This window comes from Neobacillus niacini, assembly GCF_031457145.1.
Classification (GTDB): domain Bacteria; phylum Bacillota; class Bacilli; order Bacillales; family Cytobacillaceae; genus Neobacillus; species Neobacillus niacini_J.
Map to the genome: position 1 here is coordinate 1 of NZ_JAVDVZ010000010.1, position 25140 is coordinate 25140.

The window sequence follows — 25140 nt, forward strand, 5'->3', positions numbered from 1 at the left end:
TCAAGGGTCTTGAGGACAAATCACCAGGTGTGGCAAGAAGATTAGTCCTCAATCAAGGGTCTTGAAGACGAATCACCAGGTGTGGCAAGAAGATTTGTCCTCAATCAAGGGTCTTGAAGACAAATCCTCGAATGACTTGGAGAATTGCACATTAGAATTTCCCCGTAAACTGAAAAAATAACACCGCAAAGCCCAGCACCCATACATAAATAGCAAAGGGTTTTAATGACCGTTTCTTTAAAAATCCAATCATCCACTTCACAGCGAAATAACCGAAAAGGGCAGAGGAGGCAATGCCAACGAGCAGGGCGGATAAGGAGATTTGTTCACCTGCACCACCAACTAAATCTAAGGATTGAAGTACGACTGCACCGGCTATCGCTGGTGTAGATAAGAGAAACGAGAAATAGGCTGCTGTTTCCCGGTCTAACTTTCTCCATAAGGCAGCCACAATCGTGAACCCTGAGCGTGAAATGGCAGGAAAAATGGCAGCAGCTTGAAAAGAGCCGATAATCAGAGCATCAGTATAACTAATATCATCCATCTTTTTATAGCCATTTTTTGCAGAATCAGCAATCCAAAGGAACAAACCGGTAACTAAAAACTCCCATCCAATCGTAGTTCCTGTTTTCGATATTTCCTCAAAGTAATCCTTGAAAAGAAGGCCAATCACTACAGCCGGAATCGTTCCGACAATTAATAGGAAGGTAAGCTTGCTGAATGGATTTTTAATGATTTTAACAAACTCGTCCTTATAGAAAACAAAAACAGCCAGCAAGGTTCCAATATGAAGCATCGTATCAAGCAATAACCCTGCTTCTTGTAATCCAAATAAGTTCCGGCCTAAATATAAATGTCCTGTACTGCTAATTGGCAAAAATTCCGTTAATCCTTGAATAATTCCTAATATGAGTGCTTCTAATTTACTTAACATATTCAACCTCGCTTTCTGCACCATAAGAGCCTGTACATAGTAAAGATATGCGCGATCTTTGGCAAATAACCAAAAAAATAATAAATATTACCAAGGCAAAAATAGTGCAAAAGAAATGGAATCTCCCATAAAATAGAATTAAGTACTTTGGAGAGGAGCTGCACACTTTGAAAAATAGCCATCTACATTTCAATACATCCATCGGAGTGAAAAAGCCAGAAAGTATAAGAAATAAGCAGCAGGCATGCCCTTTTTGTGCACGAGAAGAGCTGATAGATCTCATTGAAGTGGATGGACCCATCATACTTTTGAAAAATAAATATCCTGTTTTAGAAAATGCCTATCAAACTGTTTTAATTGAAACCGATGATTGCCATGGTGAATTATCTACCTATGAGCTTCCACATCTACATAGACTACTGCAGTTTGCCATAAGGAATTGGCTTGATTTAGATAAAACGAGAAAGTTTGAATCGGTGATTTTTTTCAAAAATCATGGTCCATTATCCGGGGGGACCATCGCTCATCCTCATATGCAGATTATCGGGTTGAATGATATTAACTATAAGGAAAATATAACTGATGAAGTATTTCAGGGTATTACAATAGAAGAAAAAGATGGAGTCCGACTTACCTTATCGACTAAACCGAAGGTAGGCTTTTATGAATTTAATATTGATATGGATGATTCTAGCTATAATGAAACCTTCGGAGTCACCCTTCAAAAAACGGTTCATTATATTCTAAATAACTTTCCTTTCAAAGCAAGCAGCTACAATCTCTTTTTTCATCATTATAATAGTAGAATATATGTAAAAATTGTTCCGCGCTTCGTGACAACTCCGCTTTATATTGGATACGGAATTCCCCAAGTACCCAATAATTTAGATTGGATGGCGGATGATATTAAAAGTAGATATTTTGCAAATGGAAGCGCCTAACATCATGGGGCTTCTATTTTTTCATATGTAAATTAACCCATTCCTCGTTTAGAAGTTGTGCTTTGGGCATTTAAAAAATATAATGAAATAATGTACAAGTTCCTTTTTGAGACTTTGCTTAAGGCTGCTTTCGTAACGATTGTTGTTAAAACCTTAAAGCCGATTTTAACGTGGAATTAGATATTTTGTGCCTTTGAATTTAGTTTGCAAGCTCTTTTCTTATTAAATTTATGCTGTTTTCTGCGAAAACACAGCACAATCATTAATTTTTGTTACAAAAAGCATTAAAGTTTTAGAAAAGAGCTTTACATAAAGGAGTGTGAAGAATGACATCATCTAAAAATACAAATTCAAAACTTGATTATAGTCTTGTTTTTATCTTACTTTTATTATTTCTTGCTAGTTGTGTATCAATTTACAGTGCACAAGCAAGCGGTCAATATGTTGGTAACTTTTTATTAAAGCAAATTATCGTTTATGGGATTGGATGTGGAATCATTGCTATCGTAATTAGGTTTGATTCCGACCAACTAAAGAAATTATCTTGGTATGCTTATGGGGTAGGGATATTTTTACTGATATTTTTAATTTTTGCACCTGAAAGCATAGCACCAGTGAAAAATGGAGCAAAAAACTGGTTTAGAGTTCCTGGCCTAGGACAACTCCAGCCATCTGAGTTTGTCAAAATCTTTATTATTTTAACGTTAGCAAAAGTCATTGACGATCATCATCAAAAAAATCTGGTCAAAACTATTTCCTCTGATTTTTGGCTGTTATTAAAGCTCGGAATGATTACGATGGTTCCCTTAATGCTTATTATTAAGCAGGACTTAGGGACTTCGCTTGTCTTTTTGGCTATTCTATTAGGAATGATCTTTATTTCAGGTATATCGTGGAAATTATTGATACCGATTTTTTCATTTGGTACTGCACTTATTTCGGTAATTTTTTATTTTGTGCTCGTAAAACCAGAGCTTCTTGAAAAATATTTAGGTGTGAAGCAGTATCAATTTAGCCGAATCTACTCTTGGCTTGACCCTTACAATTTCCAAAGTTCGGCCGGATATCAGTTAACACGCTCTCTATTAGCGATTGGATCAGGACAAACTGGCGGTAAAGGCTATGGAAATAGGGAAGTATATCTGCCAGAAAGTCATACTGATTTTATCTTTAGTGTCGTTGGTGAAGAGTTTGGTTTTATTGGTGCAAGCGTCCTTGTGAGTTTGTTTTTCTTATTGATTTACCATATTACCAAGGTTGGTATGGAAACGAAGAATAATTTCTATACGTATATATGTGTCGGTATTATTAGTATGATTACCTTTCATGTTTTCCAGAATATCGGAATGACGATAGGGGTGCTCCCGATTACAGGTATTCCATTGCCGTTCATCAGCTATGGAGGCAGTTCATTGATGGGGAATATGTTGGGGATTGGTTTGATTTTTTCGATTCGGTATCACTATAAAAAATACATGTTTTCCACAACCGCATAGTATTCAAAGAAGAGCGCAGGGCATAAGCCTTGCGCTCTCGTTCATAAGATTATTGTTTTGAAAAGATTTCTTCCATATCATCAAGCATTAGGTTTGCAGCTAAAACACCGCCGGCAGTATTCCAGATGACATCGTCAACCTTGTGTACATTGCCTTTTTTCGCTACCTCAAGATTTTTGAAAAGAGGATCAGCAATCCATTCTTTTTCTAGTTCAGACCCTTTTCCATCACCTGTTTCGTAAGTGAAATAAAAGAGGATGTCGCCTTCCATGGCAGGAATTCTTTCTTTCGTTACGTTTCTTTCAGCAAAATCATCCACGTTCTGGCTTTCTGGACGAGCAAATCCAAGGTCATTTAAGATAACTCCAGAGAATGTATCTTTATGATAAATCCGAACTTCACCCGCCATGAACCGAACCATTGAAACCTTCATGTTCAATTTGTCGCCAAACTTTTCTTTTAAGTCAGCAATACGAGCGTCATAATCTGCTAGAATTTGTTTTCCTTCTTCTTCTTTATTAAGAGCCTGGGAATATAACGTAAAGTTTGTTTTCCAGTCTCCGCGAAGTGTTTCAGCAAAAACCGTCGGCGCAATCGAGTTTAGCTGGTCGTAAATTTTTTCCTGGCGCATTTTATTGCCAATGATTAAGTCTGGTTTTAATGCAGCAATAGCTTCTACATTGACTTCACTTTCTACACCAACTACTTGAGTGTCTTTTAATTGACTGGCAATATGGTCATACCAAGGGTCACCGGTAAAAGATTTAACTGCTCCAACAGGAGTAACACCCATAGCTAAAAGTGCTTCAGTTCCTTCGTTCGTTAAAATGACTACTCTTTCAGGGGTACCTTTAATCGTTGTTGATCCCATTGCGTGTTCAATCGTATAACTTGTTTCTTCCTTCGGTTTTTCTGTTTCTGGCTTCTCAGTTGTTTTCTCCTCGGCACCACCGCATGCAGCTAGAAATAAAAGTGCAAGGATTGAAAAGAATGAAAATAATTTTTTCATATGAGTATGTATCCTCCTTTTTCTTAATTGTGAATGATAATCATTTTCAATGACAACTTAATAATAAAATGGAAGATAGTATACTGTCAACGCTTTAATTGAAAATGATTTTCAAAATCAACGGAAATTTTGTAAACGCACGCACATATAATTGAAAATGGTTATCAACCTCATTGACAATCATTATCAATTGAATATACACTTAAAGTAGTTAAATATATTTATAATATTAATTTGTTGAGAAAGGTTTACCCAAAATGCTTTTAAAAAATAGTGCATTGCGATGGATTGGTTTACTAACCTCCGTACTCTTATTATTGTTCTTCATGTGTGCCAGCGTCGTTTTTGGTTACACTGAAACAACGTTACGGACGGCCATTGATGCCTTTTCTAATTATAATGGCTCAAACGAACATATTATTATTCAAACTGTCCGGCTTCCAAGAGCACTCATTGCGGCTGCAGTTGGTGCAAGCCTAGCGATAGCTGGAACGTTAATGCAAACATTAACCAAAAACCCGCTGGCATCCCCAGGGATTTTTGGTATTAATGCAGGTGCAGGTTTTGTAGTAGTGGCGGCTGTGACTCTTTTTTCAGTTTCAAGTTTGCAGGCATTTAGTGGACTCGCCTTTCTAGGTGCTGCTATCGCAGCAATAAGTGTTTATGCCATTGGATCTGTTGGTCGGGAAGGTTTAACACCGATGAAACTGACATTAGCAGGTGCCGCAATTGCTGCCATGTTTTCGTCGTTCACACAAGGATTACTGGTTGTCGATGAAGCTGCACTTGAGCAAGTGTTGTTTTGGCTGGCTGGATCGGTTTCAGGTCGAAAGTTAGAAACACTCCTAACTGTGCTGCCTTACTTGGGAATCGGATGGATAGCATCTGTCGTGATAGCGGGAAAAATGAATATCCTTTCCATGGGGGAAGATGTAGCAAAAGGATTAGGCTTAAAAACAGGATTGGTCAAAATTTCTGTCGGGGTGATTGTCATTCTGCTCGCAGGAGGTGCAGTATCTGTTGCGGGTCCAATCGGGTTTGTTGGAATCGTAATCCCTCATATTACTAGATCGATTATTGGAATTGACCATCGCTGGGTGATTCCGTTGTCAGGGATATTGGGGGCAATTTTATTAGTAGCTGCAGACATCTCTGCTCGATACGTACTTATGCCTTCTGAGGTGCCGGTCGGGGTCATGACAGCCATCATTGGAACTCCATTCTTCATTTACATAGCAAGAAAGGGGTTCAATGCAAGATGAGCAAATACAAAAATTTTCGCCTGTTAAACGGAAAAGTATCCTTTCTATTGGATCGTAAAGCAGGCTTGACCTTTATTGTTCTTATGATCATAGCTTTTATTGTTTTTGTGGTCAGTACAGCAATTGGAGAAATGAAAATAAATCCACTTACTGTTTTAAAAGTATTTGTAGGCAGGGGACCTGAAATGGAAACACTAATCATCTCATCCTTCCGTCTGCCTAGAATTATTATCGCCTTGCTTGTTGGTATTTCACTCGCTGTTGCCGGTGGAATCTTACAGGGAATGATTAGAAATCCTCTAGCTTCACCTGATGTACTAGGTATAACCGGAGGGGCAAGTGTAGCAGTAGTCGCATTTCTTGCAATGTTCTCGGATGAAAGTAATGCCTTAACAGTTAGTATTACTTGGCTGCCCTTAGCCGCCTTTTTAGGTGCTGGAGTTGTTGCGTTCTTAGTTTACTTTTTGGCTTGGAAAAATGGGGTTTCACCTATCAGACTCGTCCTAATTGGGATTGGAATATCAACGTTGATGCAAGCTCTAACAACCTTAATGATGATCATGGGTCCCATCTATCAGGCCAGTCAGGCAAACATTTGGATTACTGGTACTGTTTATGGATCTAATTGGAGTAATGTAGCGACTTTGCTGCCATGGGCGGTGGTATTTCTGATTATTGCCTTTGCTGCTGCAAGAACGATTAATATTCAAGAACTTGGTGACGAGGTTGCAACTGGTCTGGGCGGTAAAATTCAAAAACAAAGATTCTTCTTATTAATGATCAGTACTGCTTTAATCGGTGGCTCTGTTGCCTTCGCCGGCGGGATTGGTTTTGTTGGATTAATGGCGCCGCATATGGCAAGAAGACTGGTTGGATCCTCATTTGGAGCATTACTTCCTGCTTCAGCATTAATTGGCGGAATTCTCGTCATGTTAGCTGATTTAATTGGAAGAACAATGTTTTCACCGCTGGAAATTCCTGCAGGTGTCTTTACCGCGGGAATTGGTGCACCTTATTTTATATATTTACTTTTTAAGACAAGAAATACTTAGAGGGGCGAAAGAAGATGAAGAGCGCAATTGAAACGAAGAAGTTGTCACTATCATATGGGGAGACATTAATCATTGATAAGTTAGACTTGAGCATTCCTAAGGGCGAAATTACTGTTTTTATTGGAGCAAATGGTTGCGGAAAGTCGACTCTTCTCCGTTCAATAGCCCGTCTCCTTAAACCAAAGTCTGGTGCCGTTATTTTAGAGGGTGAGGCGATTGCGAAGCTTTCTACAAAAGAAGTGGCCAAGAAAATGGCGATTTTGCCGCAGTCACCAACAGCACCCGAAGGATTAACCGTACTGCAGCTGGTAAAACAAGGGCGCTATCCACACCAATCATGGTTAAAACAATGGTCAGAAGAAGATGAGAGAAAAGTAAATGATGCCCTAAAGGCTACCAGATTAGAGGATTTGAAAGAGCGGTCGGTTGATTCTCTTTCAGGTGGTCAGAGACAGCGCGCCTGGATTGCCATGACTTTGGCTCAGGATACAGATATGATTCTTTTAGATGAGCCGACAACTTATTTAGATATGGCTCATCAGATTGAGATCCTTGACCTCCTTTTCGAGCTTAATGAAAAAAGGAAACGGACTGTTGTGATGGTTCTACATGATCTTAATCTCGCCTGTCGCTATGCACATAATATTGTAGCTCTAAAGGAAAAGAAGGTTTTTGCCCAAGGACAGCCTGAGTATGTGATTAACCGCAGCCTTGTTAAAAGTGTATTTGGGATGGATTGTGAGGTTACGATGGATCCATTATTCGGAACACCGCTTTGTATTCCTTATGGTAAAGGAAGAAGTATCCTACAAAAGGCGGCTGTATCAAATGGATAATATCCTTTTAGAAAATGACCTCAGCGCTTTACAAAAATATAGGCTCAGGCCTACTACAGGAAATTCATTTAACGTTGGAAATTTACTAGATAAAGCATATGTAACGGAATTTATGAAAAATTTAGCCGATTCAATCGGTTCTCCTTCTGAAAGAACCGCAGCCTCCATTTTTATTAAAAGGTATGCATTTATAGCTGTTATTTCTCTTTTTGCGATGACAACAGGGAATAAGAAGATGAATCTTTCTCTGGACAATATTGAAATGGAAGAAGCTGTACGTGGGAAAGACTGGCTCCCAATGATTTCTTTGAAAAATCCATCCATTGAGGAATGGAATGGTGAAGACCGTAATGAATGGCGTAAAAATGTCTACCGTGAACTATTTGCTTATAATCTCTATCCTCTCATCGAGCTTTTTGAAAAAACGTTTAAAGTCTCAAAACTAGTCTTGTGGGAAAATATCGCCGTTTATCTATTTTGGCTTTATGAGACGGAGTTAAAGGATAGCGATAATCCCAATGTGCAAGATGATTTTCGTTTCTTAATTATGGAGGCAGAGGGCAGGCTGTTTGGCAGATACCACAATAATCCTATTCAAAAGTATTTTTCAGAGAAAAAATATGAAGATGAAGTCAGAATAAGAAAAACATGCTGTTTTACCTATCAGCTCGGATCAAAACGCTGTAAAACATGTCCGTGTACACATATTACCCAGGATGGAGTGTGTTTTGATGGAGAAAGTATTTGCTCAGCAGTTCGAAGCGTTACTTGAAAAATATAGTGACCTGCTCGTCGGCGAATCAACTGAGGAGACGAAGGATAAGGTAAAGGCATGGGCTCTATATACCCATATTGCAAAATCAATGCCTGCCCTAGCAAAACATTGGAATGAACTTTACCCAGAAGCGAAGGAAGAAATGAAAGTAATTATAAATGAAATTAAACAGCTAAATGAACTGCATCGACAATCAAGCAAAAAATAAAACCGGAGGGCTGCCCCCGGTTTTATCTCTTGAACTGGTTATTTTGACTGTTCACTTTATCTTTCTCAGACTGTTCGCCGCCAGGGCCGGCACTACCTTGTACGCTAGCAGCGCTTACGCCTCTTTTAGATGGGTTTTTCTTCATTTTACCCATGGTTCATCACCTCGGTAATAGGATGCCCAATTCAAATTATTTATGTAATGGTCAAGGGAAAATCCATTTTTTAAAAAAGTTAAAATTTTCCGCATTTAATTATTGCGCAAATTTTTGAAATATTCTATAGTAAGAATTAGCAGAACTCATTCATCTTTGAATTTTTTTTGACTAAAAAATGAATGAGGATTCATTCAAGTATGTGAGGGGGAGACAATGTTGAACCAACTTATTAAAAAAGCAGCTGTTTTAGGATCGGGAGTAATGGGATCGGGGATTGCTGCTCACCTAGCAAATATCGGTATACCAACAATATTATTGGATATAGTGCCTCGGGAATTAACCGAAGATGAAAAAGCAAAAGGACTTACGTTAGAGGATATGCAGGTGCGTAATCGTATTAGCACCCAATCCATCCAAAAATTACTAAAACAAAAACCTGCTCCATTGGCGGTAAAAAAGAATCTTGCACTCATTGAAGCCGGAAACTTAGAAGATGACCTCAGCAAATTGAAGGATGTCGACTGGATCATTGAGGTTGTCGTTGAGAATCTGAATGTAAAAAAACAGGTATTTGAAAAAGTGGACCAATATCGTAAACCAGGAAGCATTATCAGCTCCAATACATCTGGAATTTCTGTAGAGGCGATGGCAGAGGGAAGGTCAGAGGATTTTAGAAAGCACTTCCTTGGCACTCACTTCTTTAACCCGCCAAGATATTTAAAATTACTTGAAGTGATACCTACTCAATACACAAGCCCAGAAGTCATCTCTTTCATGAAAACCTTTGGTGAGGATGTTTTAGGTAAAGGTGTTGTACTTGCAAAGGATACACCAAACTTTATTGCCAACCGCATTGGAACCTATGGGTTATTAATTACCGTTCAAGAGATGTTAAAGGGCGGCTATAGTGTTGGGGAAGTCGATTCCGTTTCAGGACCATTAGTCGGCCGACCTTCAAGTGCAACCTTCCGTACGCTGGATGTGGTGGGATTAGATACCTTCGCACATGTAGCTGGAAATGTTTATGAAAAAGTATCAGGAAAAGAAAAAGAAGTCTTTGAAGTTCCAGCGTTTATGAAATCGATGCTCAAGAAAGGCTGGCTGGGAAGCAAATCTGGGCAAGGCTTTTTCCTGAAAAAAGGGAAAGAAATTCTTGAACTAGATCCAGCAACATTAGAATATATACCACGTAAAAAGCTATCAACTACAGCAACTGAAATGAGCAAGCAGGAGAAAGGCACGGCGAATAAATTGAAAGCGCTTGTATATGCAAATGACCGTGCGGGTGAACTATTATGGAACATCTTTAGTCCGGTACTTGTATACTCAGCAAAGCTTTTAGGAGAGATTGCAGAAACAATCGTTGACATTGACCGTGCCATGAAATGGGGCTTCGGCTGGGAACTGGGTCCTTTTGAAACATGGGATGCCATTGGGGTCGAAAAGTCAGTCCAAAAGATGAAAAATGATGGTCTAGAAATTCCAGAATGGGTAACAGATATGCTTGCCAAAGGACATACATCATTTTATTTAGAGGAAAATGGCGAACGATTCTTTTACAAAAACGGTGAATATCACTTAGTTGAAAGTAATCCCAAAGCGATTGATTTGAAAAAAATTAAAAATCAAAAGGGTGTTATTAAGAAAAATAGCGGAGCCAGTTTAATCGATTTAGGTGATGATGTAGCTCTTCTGGAATTCCATTCACAAAGTAATGCGATTGGTCTTGATATTATCCAGATGATTAACTTTGCTGTAGATGAAGTAGAGAGAAATTACAAAGGACTTGTGATCGGTAACCAGGGGAAAAACTTCTGTGTCGGTGCGAACCTAGCAATGATGTTAATGGAAGCACAGGATGACAATATCTATGAGCTTGAAATGGTTGTCCGTCAGTTCCAAAATGCCATGATGAAAATTAAATACAGTGCAAAACCAGTGGTGGCAGCACCATTTGCCATGACGCTTGGCGGTGGTGCAGAGGTTTGTTTACCTGCGGCACACATTCAAGCATCTGTAGAAACCTATATGGGTCTAGTTGAAGTCGGAGTCGGTCTACTGCCTGGCGGTGGAGGAAATAAAGAGCTTTATATTAAACATTTAGAAGGCATGCCAAATGGTGTTCCATTTGACCTTCAAGCAGTGGCCAATAAAGTGTTTGAAACAATTGCCACTGCAAAAGTATCCACTTCTGGTGCAGAAGCACGTGAGAACAATTTCTTAGGCCTAGCAGATGGCATTAGTATAAACGGGGATCACCAATTATATGATGCAAAGCAGGCGGTTCTCGCAATGCATGAGCAGGGATATGTACAAAAAGCCCGCCGTAAAATACCAGTAGTAGGCGACACAGGATACGCTACACTTTTATTAGGTGCCCATTCTATGCTCTTATCTGGTTATATTTCAGAGCACGATATGAAAATTGCCAAAAAAGTTGCTTATGTTATCGCAGGTGGAAAAGTTCCATATGGTACCGAAGTTGATGAGCAATATTTATTGGATTTAGAAAGAGAAGCGTTCTTAAGTTTAATAAGAGAACAAAAAACGCAACAGCGCATGCAGCACATGCTGGTAAAAGGAAAACCATTAAGAAATTAATAGATTACTAAAATAAGAGGAAAGCGAGGAAACGAAATGAGAGAAGCGGTAATCGTGGCCGGGGCGAGGACCCCGGTTGGTAAAGCGAAGAAAGGTACGCTTGCCCATGTTCGTCCTGATGATTTGGGTGCATTGGTTGTAAAAGAAACCTTAAAGCGTGCGGGGAATTATGAAGGAAATATTGATGATTTAATCATTGGCTGTGCCATGCCAGAAGCCGAGCAAGGAAATAACATGGCCCGAAATATTGGTGCATTAGCAGGTCTGCCGCATACGGTCCCAGCCATCACGATTAATCGATTTTGTTCATCAGGTCTGCAGGCAATTGCTTATGCAGCACAAGGGATTATGCTCGGTCACACCGATACAGCGATTGCGGGTGGAGCCGAATCCATGAGTTTGATCCCAATGGCAGGGCATGTCATTCGTCCCAATGTTAAATTAGCAGAAACAGCACCAGAGTATTATATGGGCATGGGTCATACCGCAGAGGAAGTAGCCAAAAAATATGGGATTTCTCGAGAAGATCAGGATGCATTTGCGGTTCGCAGTCATCAGAAGGCAGCAAAAGCAATTCAAGAGGGAAAATTCGTAGACGAAATCGTGCCCGTTGATGTAACCTTCCGTTCCGTTGGAATGGACAATAAGCTATCCGAAAGAACCATCCAATTTTCACAAGATGAAGGAGTTCGTCCTGATACAAACCTACAATCGCTTGCAAAGCTGCGTCCTGCATTCTCTGTGACCGGCTCGGTTACTGCGGGTAATGCCTCACAAACAAGTGATGGAGCAGCCGCATTAATGATTATGGACCGTGAGAAAGCAGAAGCACTGGGCCTAAAGCCATTGGCTAAATTTAGATCGTTTGCAGTCGGCGGAGTACCGCCGGAAATTATGGGTGTTGGCCCTGTTGTAGCAGTACCAAAAGCAGTTAAGTTAGCGGGATTAGAGCTATCTGATATCAATCTATTCGAATTGAATGAAGCCTTTGCGTCGCAGTCCCTTCAAGTGATTCGTGAGCTTGGTCTCGATGAAGAAAAGGTAAATGTAAATGGCGGTGCGATTGCACTAGGCCATCCACTAGGCTGTACAGGTGCAAAACTTACCTTAACCCTGATTCATGAACTTAAGCGCCGCAATCAACAATTTGGTGTCGTAACCATGTGTATCGGCGGCGGAATGGGCGCAGCCGGCGTATTTGAATTACTTTAAAAAATGTTAGGAGGAATAGTTAATGACACAACAAACTGAAAAAATCATTAAAGGCGGAAGCTTTTTAATCGATGATATTTCATATGATCGAATTTTAACACCTGAGGATTTTAACGAAGAGCAATTAATGATTGCGAAAACAGCTGAAGACTTCATTGAAAAAGAAGTTCTTCCACAGCTGGAATATCTTGAAAACCATGAATTTGACCGGACAGTAAAGCTGTTAAAGAAAGCGGGAGATTTAGGTCTTTTAGCAGCTGATGTACCAGAAGAGTATGAAGGTTTAGGATTAGATAAAGTAACTTCATCGCTTGTTACTGAAAAAATGTCTAAGGCTGGCGGCTTCTCATTATCCTATGGTGCCCATGTTGGTATCGGCTCATTGCCAATCGTTTTATTCGGAAACGAAGAGCAAAAGAAGAAATATTTACCTGCGCTTGCTTCAGGTGAAAAGATAGCTGCTTATGCTTTAACAGAGCCAGGTTCAGGTTCTGATGCTCTTGGTGCAAGAACAACAGCGAAATTGAATGCAGCAGGTACACATTACATTCTTAACGGCGAAAAGCAATGGATTACCAACGCTGGTTTTGCAGATGTATTTGTCGTTTATACAAAAATTGATGGTGAACACTTTACGGCCTTCATTGTAGAAAGGGATTTCCCTGGAGTTTCAACTGGGGCAGAAGAAAAGAAAATGGGAATTAAGAGCTCTTCCACACGAACTCTTATTCTAGAAGATGTACCAGTCCCTGTTGAAAACTTGTTAGGTGAATATGGCAAAGGCCACATCATTGCATTTAATATTTTAAACATCGGACGCTATAAATTAGCGGTTGGCGGTGTTGGCGGATCAAAAAATTCATTTGAATTAGCTGTTAAATATGCGAATGGCCGTAAGCAATTTAATACACCAATTTCTCAGTTCAATTTAACAAAAGAGAAGTTCGGTACTATTGGCTCAAAAATCTATGCAGCAGAAAGCTCTGTCTACCGTACGATTGGACTTTATGAAGATAATCAAGGAAAGCTTACAAACCAAGAGCAGAAGGATATTAAATTAGTAGCTAATTCGATTGCAGAGTATGCAATTGAGTGCTCTGTTAATAAGTTCTTCTGTAGTGAAGTTTTAGATTATGTGGTTGATGAGGGTGTCCAAATTCACGGTGGATACGGCTTCATGCAGGAGTATACAATCGAAAGAGCGTACCGTGATTCTCGTATCAATCGAATTTTCGAAGGTACAAATGAAATTAACCGTCTATTAGTACCGGGTACCTATATTAAAAAGGCATTTAAAGGGGAACTTCCATTATTTCAAAAAGCAATGGCGCTTCAAGAAGAAATTATGATGTTAATGCCTGAAGAGCCAGGTGATGAGCCGCTAGCACAAGAGAAATATTTAGTTAGCAATGCAAAGAAAATTGGTTTGTTAGCTGCTGGTTTAGCTGCACAGAAATTTGGTAAGGCACTTGAAAAAGAGCAGGAAATCTTGTCAAATATTGCCGACATCGTTTCTAATGCCTATGCAATGGAATCGGTCGTTTTACGGACAGAAAAAGCAATTGCCAAGACTGGTCTTGAGAAAAATAAACAAAAGCTCCTTTATACACAAATTTTCTGTCAGGAAGCTTTCAATGAAATTGAACAGCATGCCAAAGAAACCTTGGTTGCAACTGAACAAGGAGATACTCTCCGAATGCTTGTATCTGCACTCCGTAAACTAACTCGCCATACACCTATTAATGTCATTGCGAAGAAACGTGAAGCTGCCGATGTTCTAATTGAAGCAGAACGTTATATTGTTTAATTCATAAACTTTAGGCTCCCGGCAAATTGAATGGGAGTCTAAAGTTTTTTCTGTAAATACTGCAGGATTTTTGCAGATATAGTCGAATATTTAGGATGAACCATTTTTACTTTTTTTCTTGTTATGTTACTATTCAAGTGACGAATAATGTCACGGATATTTTTGGCTAGAGGAGAGTGAAATGAATGTCACTTACTTTTTACTGGTATCCGAAATGTGGTACATGTAGAAAAGCAAAGAAATGGCTGGATGAACATCATCTTTCCTACGAAGAAATACATATTGTTGAAAGTCCTCCATCACGGCTTGAGCTCCGGCAGCTATTCGAAAAAAGCGGACTTGAATTTAAAAAATTCTTTAATACCAGCGGGCAAAAGTATCGTGAATTGGGTATTAAGGATAAGATAACTACCGCCTCAGAAGATGAGCTGTTAGATTTATTAGCATCAGATGGGATGTTAATCAAAAGACCCTTGGTATCGGATGGAGAAAAAGTAACAGTTGGTTTTAAAGAAGAAGAGTATGAGAAAATGTGGTTGTAAGCAAGCTTTTAATAAATTAATGGAGGGATTTTATAGTGACTACACCAAAGGAATTGCGTTATTCAGAAGAACATGAATGGGTAAAGGTTGAAGGAGAAACATTCCGTGTAGGAATTACTCACTTTGCACAATCGGAACTAGGAGATATCGTTTTCGTTGAACTTCCTGAGGTTGGCGATGAAGTGACTGCGAATGAGCCATTTGGCAGTGTTGAATCTGTTAAAACAGTATCAGAATTATATGCACCAGTAAGTGGTAAAGTAGTACAGGTTAACGAAGATTTAAGTGACAGCCCTGAATTTGTTAATGAATCTCCATATGAAAAAGCATGGATGATCGTGGTTGAGCCTTCTGACAGCAGTGAATTGGACAAACTAATGACTGCAGAGCAATATGAAGAAATGACGAAAGAAGATTAATATGCGCGTAACACCTTGTTTATCAAGGTGTTTTTTTATGGCAAAAATTCGCACCTTCTTTATTCTAAAACTAGGGGATAATAGAATAAACTTTAATTAAAAGGGGCTTATGGTATGACATTGAAACAGCAGAAAATTGATGTGACAGATAGAGTAGTTGGAAAAGTGAAAAATGGTGAGATGGAATTATTTCTTGATAACACATCTATTGGAAAAATTCAGCTGCCAGGGGATATGACTTTTCAGCTAGATCAACGATTTGAAGTAGAACAAAGGAAGATTTTTCAGAATGTGACAGTTACAGAGCAGCCAGATGCAAAATATACGGATTGTGATGATGGTGGTTGGTGCTAGTCCTTTACCCATGAGCATACACCTATTATCAATAAAACAATCATGGTATAGTTAATATATTCACACGTTATTTTAGTTTTCGAATATGTTAGCATCAAACAAATAACTTTCTTTCGTATAGGTGATGAATGTTGAATGATGAATGATACGTATGGTGATAAAGTTCTGATTGTAGAAGGAAAATCAGATAAGAAAAAGGTAAAAAGTATTCTGAAGGAACCAATCGAGATTATATGTACAAATGGGACAATCAGCATGGCAAAATTAGATGAATTAATTGATTCTCTCGAAGATAAAGAGGTCTATATTCTGGTTGATGCTGATGATGCTGGTGAAAAGCTTCGTAAACAATTGAAAAGGGAGTTCCCTCAAGCGGAACATCTCTATATTGACAGGATGTACCGTGAAGTAGCAACTGCACCCGTGTACCATCTAGCCACAGTCCTTTTAGGTGCAAATATCGATGTTCATTCTGAATTTTTAGAGATGGGTTAAGAAATGAACGATTTGAATCAAGACGAGGTATCATCATTCTTAAATAATCATTCATCAGGGCTCATATACTTCTATACTCCTTTATGTGGTACTTGTCAGGTAGCATCGAGAATGCTCCATGTAATTGAAAAATTGGTGGATGTCAAAATAGGAAAAATGAATTTGAATTATTTCCCAGAGTTAGCAGAAAGATTTGCAATTGAAAGTGTTCCCTGCCTGTTATTTATCAAGGATGGAGAATTGGTTGAGATGATTTATGCTTTCCACTCTGTTCCTTTTTTATATGAGAAAATTAAACAATGTTTTAACTAAAACAGATGCAAAAGCATCTGTTTTCTGCGTTATTTCAAAAAACTATTGACTGAAGTACATGATTTGGTGTATTATTTTTTTGAAATATTCAATTAACTATTATGATACTTTTATACTTTCTTATCCAGAGAGGCGGAGGGACTGGCCCTATGATGCCCGGCAACCGGTTAAACAACACGGTGCTACTTCCAGCAGAGTACTTCACTCTGGCAGATAAGAAGAGAATCCCCCTCTTCTTGAAGAGGGGGATTTTTGTTTGGTATTAAAAATTGGAGGAGTGTTTAGTATGGGGGAAAATCAAAAAAAATATCGATTTGAAACTTTGAGTGTTCATGGCGGGTTGGCACCAGATCCAGTTACAGGTGCGCGAGCAGTTCCGATTTACCAAAATAATGCCTATCAATTTAAAAATACAGAACATGCTGCTAATCTTTTTGCATTGAAAGAGCCTGGATACATATATACTCGAATCCATAATCCAACAACAACTGTTTTCGAGGAAAGAGTTTCCTTGTTGGAAGGTGGAGTAGGTGCTCTAGCAGTAGCAAGCGGAATGGCTGCGATAACCTTGGCCATTCTAAATATTGCTGAAGCAGGAGATGAAATCGTTTCAGCGTCTAATCTATATGGTGGAACATACAACTTATTCGCCATTACTCTGCCGAAATATGGAATTAATGTAAAGTTTGTAGATCCTGTAGATCCAGAAAATTTCCGAGATGCAATCACTGATAAAACAAAAGCTGTGTTTGCAGAGACGATTGGTAATCCGTCTTTAAGAATCCTTGATATTGAAAAAGTAGCAGATATTGCCCATGAAGCTGGGGTTCCTTTGATTATTGATAACACTTTTGCTACGCCTTACCTTTGCAGACCAATAGAATATGGCGCGGATATTGTTGTTCATTCAGCAACGAAATGGCTTCTAGGTAATGGAACATCAACAGGCGGGGTTATTGTCGATGGAGGAAAGTTCGACTGGAATTCACCAAGATTCCCTGGTTTCACTACTCCTGATGCAAGTTATCATGACCTTGTATATGCGGAAGCACTTGGTGCTGTAGCTTATATCATTAAAGCACGAGTACAACTATTACGTGACCTAGGACCTGCTTTAAGCCCGCAAAATGCATTTCAATTTACGTTGGGACTTGAAACACTACATGTACGAATGAAAGAACATGTTGCCAATACGAAGGAAGTAGTTGAGTATTTAATCAACCATCCTGCTGTAGAATGGGTTTCCTATCCAGGACACAAATCCCATCCGGATCATGAATTGGCAGGTAAGTATTTACCAAAAGGCGCAGGTTCTATGATTGTTTTTGGTATTAAAGGTGGAAGAGAAGCAGGAGCGAAATTAATTGACTCCATTACACTATTTGCGCATGTAGCAAATGTTGGAGATGCGAAGAGTTTAATTATTCACCCAGCTAGCACGACTCATCAACAGTTAAATGCAGAAGGCCTTAAGGCAGCTGGAGTTTCCGAAGATTTAATTCGCCTTTCTATTGGTATTGAGAATGTGGAAGATTTAATTGAAGACCTAGAATCTGCGATTGAGGCTGCAACAGGTGTATCATCTATTAAAACAAAAGCATAATAGGATAAAAAAGTTTATTCAAAATATGTAGAAAATTAATTGACGCTACTTTTTATCCATGTTAAGATAATTTTTGTACTAAAATAATTACTTTAATTCGTGAACGTGTTAATTGAATATAGAATGCTATAGCTCTTATCAAGAGAGGTGGAGGGATGTGCCCGATGAAGCCCGGCAACCGTCAATATTATTATTGAAATGGTGCCAATTCACACAAAGCGAATGCTTTGGAAGATGGGAGAAAGGTTTTTATTTATGATGCCTTTCTGCCCATGCAGAAAGGCTTTTTAATTTTTCTAATATAAGAATGTTTTTCTAAAAACAGTCAAACCCTATATTTATATATTTGGATAAAAAGTAGGTGATGGAATGATTTCTATTAAAGATGTAGGTAAAGTTTTTCCTTCAAAACATGGTCAGCTTAAAGCAGTCGATGATGTTAACTTAGAAATAAAAGAAGGAGAAATATTTGGTGTAATTGGATATAGTGGTGCCGGAAAAAGTACCCTGATTCGAATGCTTAATGGACTGGAGCTGCCAACAGACGGATCTATTACCATAGCTGGTCGTGTTATATCAAAAATCAAGGGCAGTGAGCTTCGGAAAGCCCGCCAAGAAATTAGTATGATTTTCCAGCATTTTAACTTACTTTGGTCAAGGACAGTAAGTGAAAATATCGCTTTTCCTTTAGAAATTGCTGGAGTAAAAGGACCGCAAAGAAAGAAAAGGGTTGCAGAGCTAGTTAAGCTGGTTGGTCTTGAAGGACGGGAAAATGCTTATCCATCACAGCTTAGCGGCGGGCAAAAGCAACGGGTTGGTATTGCTAGAGCACTTGCCAATAACCCTAAAGTACTGCTTTGTGATGAAGCGACATCAGCTCTTGATCCGCAAACAACAGATTCCATTTTGGAATTATTAGTGGATATCAATAAACGTCTTGGTTTAACGATTGTCTTGATTACACATGAAATGCATGTTATTCGTAAAATCTGCCACCGGGTAGCGGTGATGGAAAGTGGGAAAATCGTAGAGCTCGGTACGGTTTTGGATGTGTTTAAACATCCGCAGCAGCCAATTACGAAACGATTTGTCCAGCAAGTTACGGAACCTGAAGAAACGAAAGAAACAATCGAACATCTTCTTGAACTTTATCCACGTGGAAAAGTAGTGCAGCTTTCGTTCGTAGGGGAATCAACAGAACAGCCATTAATCACAAACATTATCCGGAATTTCGATATTATAATAAATATTCTTCAAGGGAAAATTTCCCACACGCAAAGCGGATCATATGGAACATTATTTATCCACATGGATGGGGAAGCGAACGAAATACAGAAAGCCGTTGATTATATTCACTCACAGCAAGTCGGAGTGGAGGTGATCAGTAATGGCTAACTTTATGGAAATGGTAAAATGGGAAGATTTATTAGAGGCAACACGTGAAACCATTTATATGACTTCCATTTCAGTGTTTGCCACATTTGTTTTAGGGTTGCTTCTTGGTCTGCTGTTATTTTTAACAGATAAAGGGAACATATGGGCTAATCGGACCGTTAATGTCATAATTGCTGGTTTTGTAAATATTTTCAGATCAATTCCCTTTATTATCTTAATTGTCTTATTAATTCCACTTACAAAATTATTGCTTGGCACTATTCTCGGTGCCAATGCGGCCCTGCCGGCGCTAATTATTGGTGCAGCTCCTTTCTATGCACGAATGGTAGAAATTGCTCTAAGGGAAATCGATAAAGGTGTGATTGAGGCATCACAATCGATGGGTGCAACACACGGTCATCTGATTTTTAAAGTCCTAATACCGGAATCTTTGCCGGCATTAATTTCAGGGATTACCGTCACGACTATTTCGCTAGTCGGCTTTACTGCTATGGCCGGGGTCATTGGAGCCGGTGGACTCGGACATTTTGCTTATCTTGAAGGTTTTCAGCGCAATAGACCAATGGTTACATTAGTTGCAACGATTGCGATTTTAATTTTGGTATTTATTATCCAATTTATTGGAGATTATTTTACAAAGAAAACAGATAAACGATAACTGGAGGAGTTAGAAGATGAAAAAGCTAATTAGTTTTATTTTATTAGCAGTTTTAGCAATTGCATTAACTGCGTGCGCTGGTGGAAAAGAAAAAGACGAATCGTCGTCAGATACAACTGGTAACAAGAAATTAATCGTTGGTGCATCTGCTGTACCTCATGCAGAAGTGCTAGACGCGGCAAAACCGTTATTAAAGGAAAAAGGCATTGATTTAGAAGTACAAGTTTTCCAAGACTATATTCTTCCAAATGTAACTTTGAGGGATAAAGATCTCGATGCTAACTACTTTCAAACACCAGGGTACTTAGAATTGCAAATGAAAGAAAATAAGGACTTTGATTTTGTAAGTGTTGGTGAAATTCATAAAGAACCTATCGGCATTTATTCTAAAGAATATAAAAGCTTGAAAGACCTTCCAAACGGTGCAAAAATTATTATGAGTGATTCACTAAGTGACCATGGACGTATTTTACCGATTTTTGAAAAGGAAGGATTAATTAAGCTTAAAGAAGGCGTTGGCGCAAATGCAAGAGTTGAGGATATTGTAGACAATCCAAAAAATCTTGATTTCTCAACATTAATTGAAGCAAAATTATTAGCTACTTCTTTCGAAAGTGGTGAAGGTGATGCGGTCGTTATTAATACAAACTACGCATTAGAAGGCAATGTTGACATCGGAAAGTATGGAATTGCTTTTGAAGGTGATGACGTAGTACCGGCAAACCTTGTAGTTGTCCGTTCAGAGGATAAAGATCGAGAAGAAATCAAGGCTCTTGTTGAAGTCCTTCAGTCAAAGGAAATCCAAGATTTCATTCTTGAAAAATACAAAGGTGCCGTAACGGTAGCTGAATAAGAAATAATATAGTAGAAAGATGAAGTCAGTGAAATTAATTCACTGGCTTTCTTCCATTATTTATTCAGGTAAATGTACATGAAACCAATTTTATAGGTAAAAATAGGTAGGATATAATAATGCTGATGTCTAGGAAAATAGTGATAAATACGTTATGATTTTATTCATAATGTGAATTACATAAAGAGGTCACATGATTTAATTTTACGAATTAATTTGATACAAACACATCTTGTCTTCAAATTCATTCTCATTTGGATTGAGTTGAGTGAAAATAAAAATTCTTTTTCATATAACAAAAGTTATTACTGTTTATGAGTTGCTAACAGATTCGATTTGTTATAAGATTGTAATGAGAATAAAGTGAGAATAGAGTTTTGGGGCCGAAGTTCAAAGGCTACAAGATACAAAATTATCTTTGCGGAGGTATATATATGGCTGGATCAACATTAACGATCAAAGATTTACATGTAGCAATTGATGGAAAAGAAATTTTAAAAGGTGTAAACCTTGAAATAAAAGGTGGAGAAATCCACGCAATTATGGGACCAAACGGTACTGGTAAATCTACATTATCTTCTGCTATCATGGGTCATCCAAAATATGAAGTGACTAGCGGAAATATTACTTTAGATGATCAAAATGTTCTTGAAATGGAAGTAGATGAACGTGCACGTGCGGGTCTATTTTTAGCGATGCAGTATCCAAGTGAAATAAACGGTGTTACAAATGCAGATTTCTTACGTTCTGCCCTTAATAGCCGTCTTGGCGAAGGGAATGAAATTTCTCTTATGAAATTCATCCGTAAAATGGATAAGCAAATGGAATACCTTGAGATGGATCTTGATATGGCACAACGTTATTTAAATGAAGGATTCTCCGGTGGGGAGAAAAAGCGTAATGAAATCCTTCAATTAATGATGCTTGAGCCAAAAATCGCGATATTAGACGAAATTGACTCAGGATTAGACATCGATGCCCTAAAGGTTGTATCAAAGGGAATCAATCAAATGCGCGATGAAGACTTTGGGTGCTTAATTATTACTCACTATCAAAGACTTTTAAATTATATCACTCCTGACTATGTGCACGTTATGATGCAAGGCCGTATTGTGAAATCAGGCGGGCCAGAACTAGCACAACGCTTAGAAGCAGAAGGATATGACTGGATCAAGCAAGAGCTTGGAATTGAAGATGAAACAGTTGGGCAAGAAGCGTAAGAGTTAGCGTTAGGAGGATAATCATGACAACAGAAACGAATTTATCATTTGATAAAGATTTTGTTCGTTCCTTTTCAAAAGAAATGAACGAGCCTGCGTGGTTGGAGGAACTTCGTCTTAAAGCATTAGAATTGAGCGAAAACCTTCCGATGCCAAGACCTGATAAGACGAAAATTGATAAGTGGAATTTCACACAATTTGATCGACATACCGTAAAAAGTGATGGTTTCTCTTCACTTGTTGAGCTTCCTGAAGAAGTAAAAGCGTTAATCGGTGACGAGGCTGCGGCAAAAAATCTCTATATTCAACGTAATCATACACCTGCTTACATTTCCTTAACAGAGGAATTAAAGGGGCAAGGAGTCATTTTTACAGATATCTTTTCAGCAGTGCGTGAACATGGCAATTTGGTTAAGAAGTACTTCTTAACAGAAGCTGTTAAGGTTGACGAACACCGTTTGATTGCCTTACATGCAGCACTTGTTAATGGTGGTGCTTTCCTATACATTCCAAAAAATGTTGAAATTAAAGAGCCTATCCATTCGATTTATTTACATGACAATGCAGAAACTAACCTTTTCAATCATGTGATTGTGGTTGCCGACGATAATAGTTCGGTTACGTATGTAGAAAACTATCTATCAACACTTGAGTCTGCTAATAGTGTTTTTAATATCGTGACAGAAGTAATCGCAAAGGCTGGTGCCAAGGTTCAATATGGTGCTGTTGATACCCTAGCAAAGGGTATTACAACATACGTGAATCGTCGTGGGGCTGCAGGAAGAGACGCACGGATTGAATGGTCACTAGGATTAATGAATGAAGGAAATACGATTTCAGAAAATACAACTAACCTTGTTGGTGATGGTGCTATTGGCGATACTAAGACTGTCGTAGTTGGACGTGGCGAACAGACACAAAACTTCACCACGAAGGTTGTTCACTATGGTAAAAACACAGAGGGCTATATTTTGAAACACGGTGTTATGAAGGATAGTGCTTCTTCTATTTTTAATGGAATTGGTCATATCTTGCACGGTGCTTCAAAATCCAATGCAGAGCAGGAATCACGTGTGCTTATGCTAAGTGAAAAAGCTCGTGGAGATGCTAACCCGATTCTTCTTATTGATGAAGATGATGTAACCGCAGGTCACGCAGCTTCAGTTGGACGTGTGGATCCTGTTCAGCTTTACTACCTAATGAGCCGCGGAATTCCGAAAAAAGAAGCAGAACGTTTGGTTATCCATGGTTTCCTTGCTCCAGTAGTTAACCAGCTACCAATCGAAGGAGTAAAGAAGCAGTTAACCGCTGTGATTGAAAGGAAAGTACGATAATGAATGTCCATGATATTCGTCGTCAATTTCCTATTTTAGATCAGGAAGTAAATGGAAAACCACTTGTTTATCTTGATAGTTCAGCAACTTCTCAAAAACCTATCCAAGTCATTGAGACTGTGGAAAAATATTATAAAGAAATCAATTCCAATGTCCATCGAGGTGTTCATACGCTCGGAACACGTGCAACGGATGCCTACGAAGGGGCAAGGGAAAAGGTTCGTAAGTTTATAAATGCAAAATCAACCCAGGAAGTTATTTTTACAAGAGGTACAACCACTTCTATCAATACGGTTGCTGCAAGTTATGCGGCGGAAAATTTAACTGCTGGTGATGAAATTGTAATTACTTATATGGAACACCATAGCAACATTATACCTTGGCAGCAAGTAGCGAAACGGACGGGAGCGGTGTTAAAGTACATCCCGCTTCAAGAAGATGGAACGATTGCGCTTGAGGATGTTCAAGCAACGGTGACAGCGAATACTCGTGTGGTTTCCGTTATGCAAGTATCCAATGTATTAGGTGTAATCAATCCTGTTAAGGAAATCGCGAAAATTGCCCATGAAAATGGAGCTATTATGGTAGTCGACGGGGCACAAAGTGCGCCGCATATGAGTATAGATGTACAAGACCTAGATTGTGATTTCTTAGCTTTTTCTGGACACAAAATGTGTGCACCTACTGGGATTGGTGTACTATATGGGAAAAAGCATTTGTTAGAAAATATGGAGCCGATTGAGTTCGGTGGTGAAATGATTGATTTTGTTCATTTACAGGAATCAACATGGAAAGAACTTCCATGGAAGTTTGAAGCAGGAACTCCGATCATTGCAGGTGCAATTGGTCTTGGAGCAGCGATTGACTTTTTAAATGAGATTGGCTTAGATAATATTGCACAACACGAGCATAAGCTTGCTGCTTACGCGTTAGATAAAATGTCATCTGTTCCTGGAATGACTATTTACGGACCATTAGATGCTGCGAAACGTGCGGGTCTCGTTACCTTTAATTTAGACGATGTACATCCGCATGATGTTGCTACTGTTCTGGATGCAGAAGGAATTGCTGTCCGTGCCGGACATCATTGTGCGCAGCCGTTGATGAAATGGCTGAAGGCTTCAGCAACTGCTCGTGCAAGCTTTTATTTATACAACACAGAAGACGATATTGATAAGCTAGTTGAAGGACTTGTTAAAACAAAGGAGTATTTCAGCGATGTCTTCTAATTTAGATGCACTCTACCGTCAAGTTATTATGGACCATTATAAAAAGCCACGCAACAGAGGGCTTTTAGAGGATGGAAGTCATACCATCAATATGAATAATCCTACTTGTGGCGACCGAATTCAATTGACTTTTAAGGTTGAAGACGGGATTGTCAAGGACGTACGTTTTGAGGGTGAAGGCTGTTCCATTTCGATGTCATCTGCTTCCATGATGACTCAGGCTATTAAAGGAAAAAGCGTAGATGAAGCAATCAAGCTTTCAAAGATTTTTTCCGATATGATTCAAGGAAAAGAATATAATGATGATGTTGACCTAGGTGATATCGAGGCACTTCAAGGTGTCTCCAAATTTCCAGCCCGTATTAAATGTGCTACGTTAGCATGGAAGGCAATGGAAAAGGGATTGAAAGAAGAGGAACAACAATAGAACAAAAAG

26 protein-coding genes and 2 riboswitches are annotated in these 25140 nt (G+C 38.8%); of the genes, 23 read left to right on the forward strand and 3 right to left on the reverse strand.

Translation table 11 applies throughout. The features are described 5' to 3' along the window. Positions 1–151: 151 nt before the first annotated feature. Entirely contained in the window at positions 152–934 is a 783-nt protein-coding gene (locus J2Y03_RS19990; protein WP_132092606.1) for an undecaprenyl-diphosphate phosphatase, read from the reverse strand. 167 nt (positions 935–1101) lie between these two features. Between J2Y03_RS19990 and J2Y03_RS19995 the strand changes: the two genes are divergently transcribed. Both J2Y03_RS19995 and J2Y03_RS20000 read left to right on the forward strand, forming a co-directional pair. Continuing rightward, positions 1102–1875 carry a DUF4931 domain-containing protein gene (locus J2Y03_RS19995; RefSeq protein WP_132092603.1) on the forward strand — a complete coding sequence of 258 codons (774 nt, stop codon included), beginning with the start codon at positions 1102–1104 and terminating at the stop codon, positions 1873–1875. Positions 1876–2201: 326 nt separating this feature from the next. After that, complete coding sequence (locus tag J2Y03_RS20000) at positions 2202–3371, forward strand: FtsW/RodA/SpoVE family cell cycle protein (protein WP_310197352.1); 1170 nt, start codon at positions 2202–2204, stop codon at positions 3369–3371. 49 nt (positions 3372–3420) lie between these two features. Here the strand turns inward: J2Y03_RS20000 and J2Y03_RS20005 are convergent, their stop codons facing one another. After that, a complete protein-coding gene (locus tag J2Y03_RS20005) occupies positions 3421–4380 on the reverse strand; it encodes an ABC transporter substrate-binding protein (protein ID WP_310197355.1) in 960 nt (319 codons plus the stop codon). Between the two features lie 257 nt (positions 4381–4637). Between J2Y03_RS20005 and J2Y03_RS20010 the strand changes: the two genes are divergently transcribed. The 5 genes from J2Y03_RS20010 to J2Y03_RS20030 are packed head-to-tail and all read left to right on the forward strand — an operon-like array spanning position 4638 to position 8513. Next, complete coding sequence (locus J2Y03_RS20010; RefSeq protein WP_132092594.1) at positions 4638–5642, forward strand: FecCD family ABC transporter permease; 1005 nt, start codon at positions 4638–4640, stop codon at positions 5640–5642. Continuing rightward, complete coding sequence (locus J2Y03_RS20015; protein WP_310197360.1) at positions 5639–6694, forward strand: FecCD family ABC transporter permease; 1056 nt, start codon at positions 5639–5641, stop codon at positions 6692–6694. The genes J2Y03_RS20010 and J2Y03_RS20015 overlap by 4 nt, the downstream gene beginning before the upstream one ends. Before the next feature lie 14 nt (positions 6695–6708). Continuing rightward, positions 6709–7530 carry an ABC transporter ATP-binding protein gene (locus J2Y03_RS20020; protein ID WP_310197363.1) on the forward strand — a complete coding sequence of 274 codons (822 nt, stop codon included), beginning with the start codon at positions 6709–6711 and terminating at the stop codon, positions 7528–7530. After that, positions 7523–8302: an IucA/IucC family C-terminal-domain containing protein gene (locus J2Y03_RS20025; protein ID WP_310197365.1), complete on the forward strand. Its 780-nt coding sequence runs from the start codon at positions 7523–7525 to the stop codon at positions 8300–8302. Before J2Y03_RS20020 ends, J2Y03_RS20025 begins: the two co-directional genes overlap by 8 nt. After that, positions 8262–8513, forward strand: a complete 252-nt coding sequence (locus J2Y03_RS20030) for a DUF2573 family protein (protein WP_132092582.1) — start codon at positions 8262–8264, stop codon at positions 8511–8513. Before J2Y03_RS20025 ends, J2Y03_RS20030 begins: the two co-directional genes overlap by 41 nt. A 22-nt stretch (positions 8514–8535) precedes the next feature. Here J2Y03_RS20030 and J2Y03_RS20035 read toward each other — a convergent pair whose 3' ends face one another. After that, entirely contained in the window at positions 8536–8667 is a 132-nt protein-coding gene (locus J2Y03_RS20035; RefSeq protein ID WP_132092579.1) for a YuzL family protein, read from the reverse strand. Positions 8668–8883: 216 nt separating this feature from the next. On the opposite strand from J2Y03_RS20035, the gene J2Y03_RS20040 reads away from it, so the two are divergent. From J2Y03_RS20040 to sufU, 16 genes are all read left to right on the forward strand, one after another. Beyond that, positions 8884–11271: a 3-hydroxyacyl-CoA dehydrogenase/enoyl-CoA hydratase family protein gene (locus J2Y03_RS20040; RefSeq protein ID WP_310197367.1), complete on the forward strand. Its 2388-nt coding sequence runs from the start codon at positions 8884–8886 to the stop codon at positions 11269–11271. Positions 11272–11307: 36 nt separating this feature from the next. Continuing rightward, positions 11308–12483, forward strand: a complete 1176-nt coding sequence (locus J2Y03_RS20045; RefSeq protein WP_310197369.1) for an acetyl-CoA C-acetyltransferase — start codon at positions 11308–11310, stop codon at positions 12481–12483. Positions 12484–12505: 22 nt separating this feature from the next. Beyond that, positions 12506–14290 (forward strand): acyl-CoA dehydrogenase family protein, encoded by a 1785-nt coding sequence (locus J2Y03_RS20050; protein ID WP_310197372.1) that lies wholly within the window; start codon positions 12506–12508, stop codon positions 14288–14290. A gap of 185 nt (positions 14291–14475) precedes the next feature. Continuing rightward, positions 14476–14832 (forward strand): arsenate reductase family protein, encoded by a 357-nt coding sequence (locus J2Y03_RS20055; RefSeq protein WP_310197374.1) that lies wholly within the window; start codon positions 14476–14478, stop codon positions 14830–14832. A gap of 35 nt (positions 14833–14867) precedes the next feature. Beyond that, the gene (gene gcvH / locus J2Y03_RS20060; protein ID WP_132092567.1) at positions 14868–15251 is read left to right on the forward strand and encodes a glycine cleavage system protein GcvH; all 384 of its coding nucleotides are present in this window, start codon (positions 14868–14870) and stop codon (positions 15249–15251) included. A gap of 114 nt (positions 15252–15365) precedes the next feature. Further along, positions 15366–15605 carry a YusG family protein gene (locus J2Y03_RS20065; protein WP_310197378.1) on the forward strand — a complete coding sequence of 80 codons (240 nt, stop codon included), beginning with the start codon at positions 15366–15368 and terminating at the stop codon, positions 15603–15605. Positions 15606–15743: 138 nt separating this feature from the next. Continuing rightward, a complete protein-coding gene (locus J2Y03_RS20070; RefSeq protein WP_132093012.1) occupies positions 15744–16100 on the forward strand; it encodes a toprim domain-containing protein in 357 nt (118 codons plus the stop codon). A gap of 3 nt (positions 16101–16103) precedes the next feature. After that, positions 16104–16412, forward strand: coding sequence for a thioredoxin family protein (locus J2Y03_RS20075; protein ID WP_132092561.1), 309 nt, complete (start codon positions 16104–16106; stop codon positions 16410–16412). A 117-nt stretch (positions 16413–16529) separates the two neighbouring features. Further along, a riboswitch (SAM riboswitch) is annotated at positions 16530–16632 on the forward strand. 66 nt (positions 16633–16698) lie between these two features. Next, positions 16699–18015, forward strand: a complete 1317-nt coding sequence (locus J2Y03_RS20080; RefSeq protein WP_310197380.1) for an O-acetylhomoserine aminocarboxypropyltransferase/cysteine synthase family protein — start codon at positions 16699–16701, stop codon at positions 18013–18015. A gap of 132 nt (positions 18016–18147) precedes the next feature. Beyond that, positions 18148–18256, forward strand: a riboswitch (SAM riboswitch). Between the two features lie 128 nt (positions 18257–18384). Then, entirely contained in the window at positions 18385–19410 is a 1026-nt protein-coding gene (locus tag J2Y03_RS20085) for a methionine ABC transporter ATP-binding protein (protein ID WP_132092555.1), read from the forward strand. After that, complete coding sequence (locus tag J2Y03_RS20090; RefSeq protein WP_132092552.1) at positions 19403–20068, forward strand: methionine ABC transporter permease; 666 nt, start codon at positions 19403–19405, stop codon at positions 20066–20068. Before J2Y03_RS20085 ends, J2Y03_RS20090 begins: the two co-directional genes overlap by 8 nt. 16 nt (positions 20069–20084) lie before the next feature. Next, positions 20085–20921, forward strand: a complete 837-nt coding sequence (locus J2Y03_RS20095) for a MetQ/NlpA family ABC transporter substrate-binding protein (protein WP_310197383.1) — start codon at positions 20085–20087, stop codon at positions 20919–20921. Between the two features lie 434 nt (positions 20922–21355). Next, complete coding sequence (gene sufC, locus J2Y03_RS20100) at positions 21356–22141, forward strand: Fe-S cluster assembly ATPase SufC (RefSeq protein WP_132092546.1); 786 nt, start codon at positions 21356–21358, stop codon at positions 22139–22141. Positions 22142–22164: 23 nt separating this feature from the next. Continuing rightward, positions 22165–23475 carry a Fe-S cluster assembly protein SufD gene (sufD, locus tag J2Y03_RS20105; protein ID WP_132092542.1) on the forward strand — a complete coding sequence of 437 codons (1311 nt, stop codon included), beginning with the start codon at positions 22165–22167 and terminating at the stop codon, positions 23473–23475. Further along, positions 23475–24704 (forward strand): cysteine desulfurase, encoded by a 1230-nt coding sequence (locus J2Y03_RS20110; protein ID WP_310197386.1) that lies wholly within the window; start codon positions 23475–23477, stop codon positions 24702–24704. Before sufD ends, J2Y03_RS20110 begins: the two co-directional genes overlap by 1 nt. Beyond that, positions 24694–25131 carry a Fe-S cluster assembly sulfur transfer protein SufU gene (gene sufU, locus J2Y03_RS20115; RefSeq protein ID WP_132092536.1) on the forward strand — a complete coding sequence of 146 codons (438 nt, stop codon included), beginning with the start codon at positions 24694–24696 and terminating at the stop codon, positions 25129–25131. The genes J2Y03_RS20110 and sufU overlap by 11 nt, the downstream gene beginning before the upstream one ends. Positions 25132–25140: the final 9 nt, after the last annotated feature.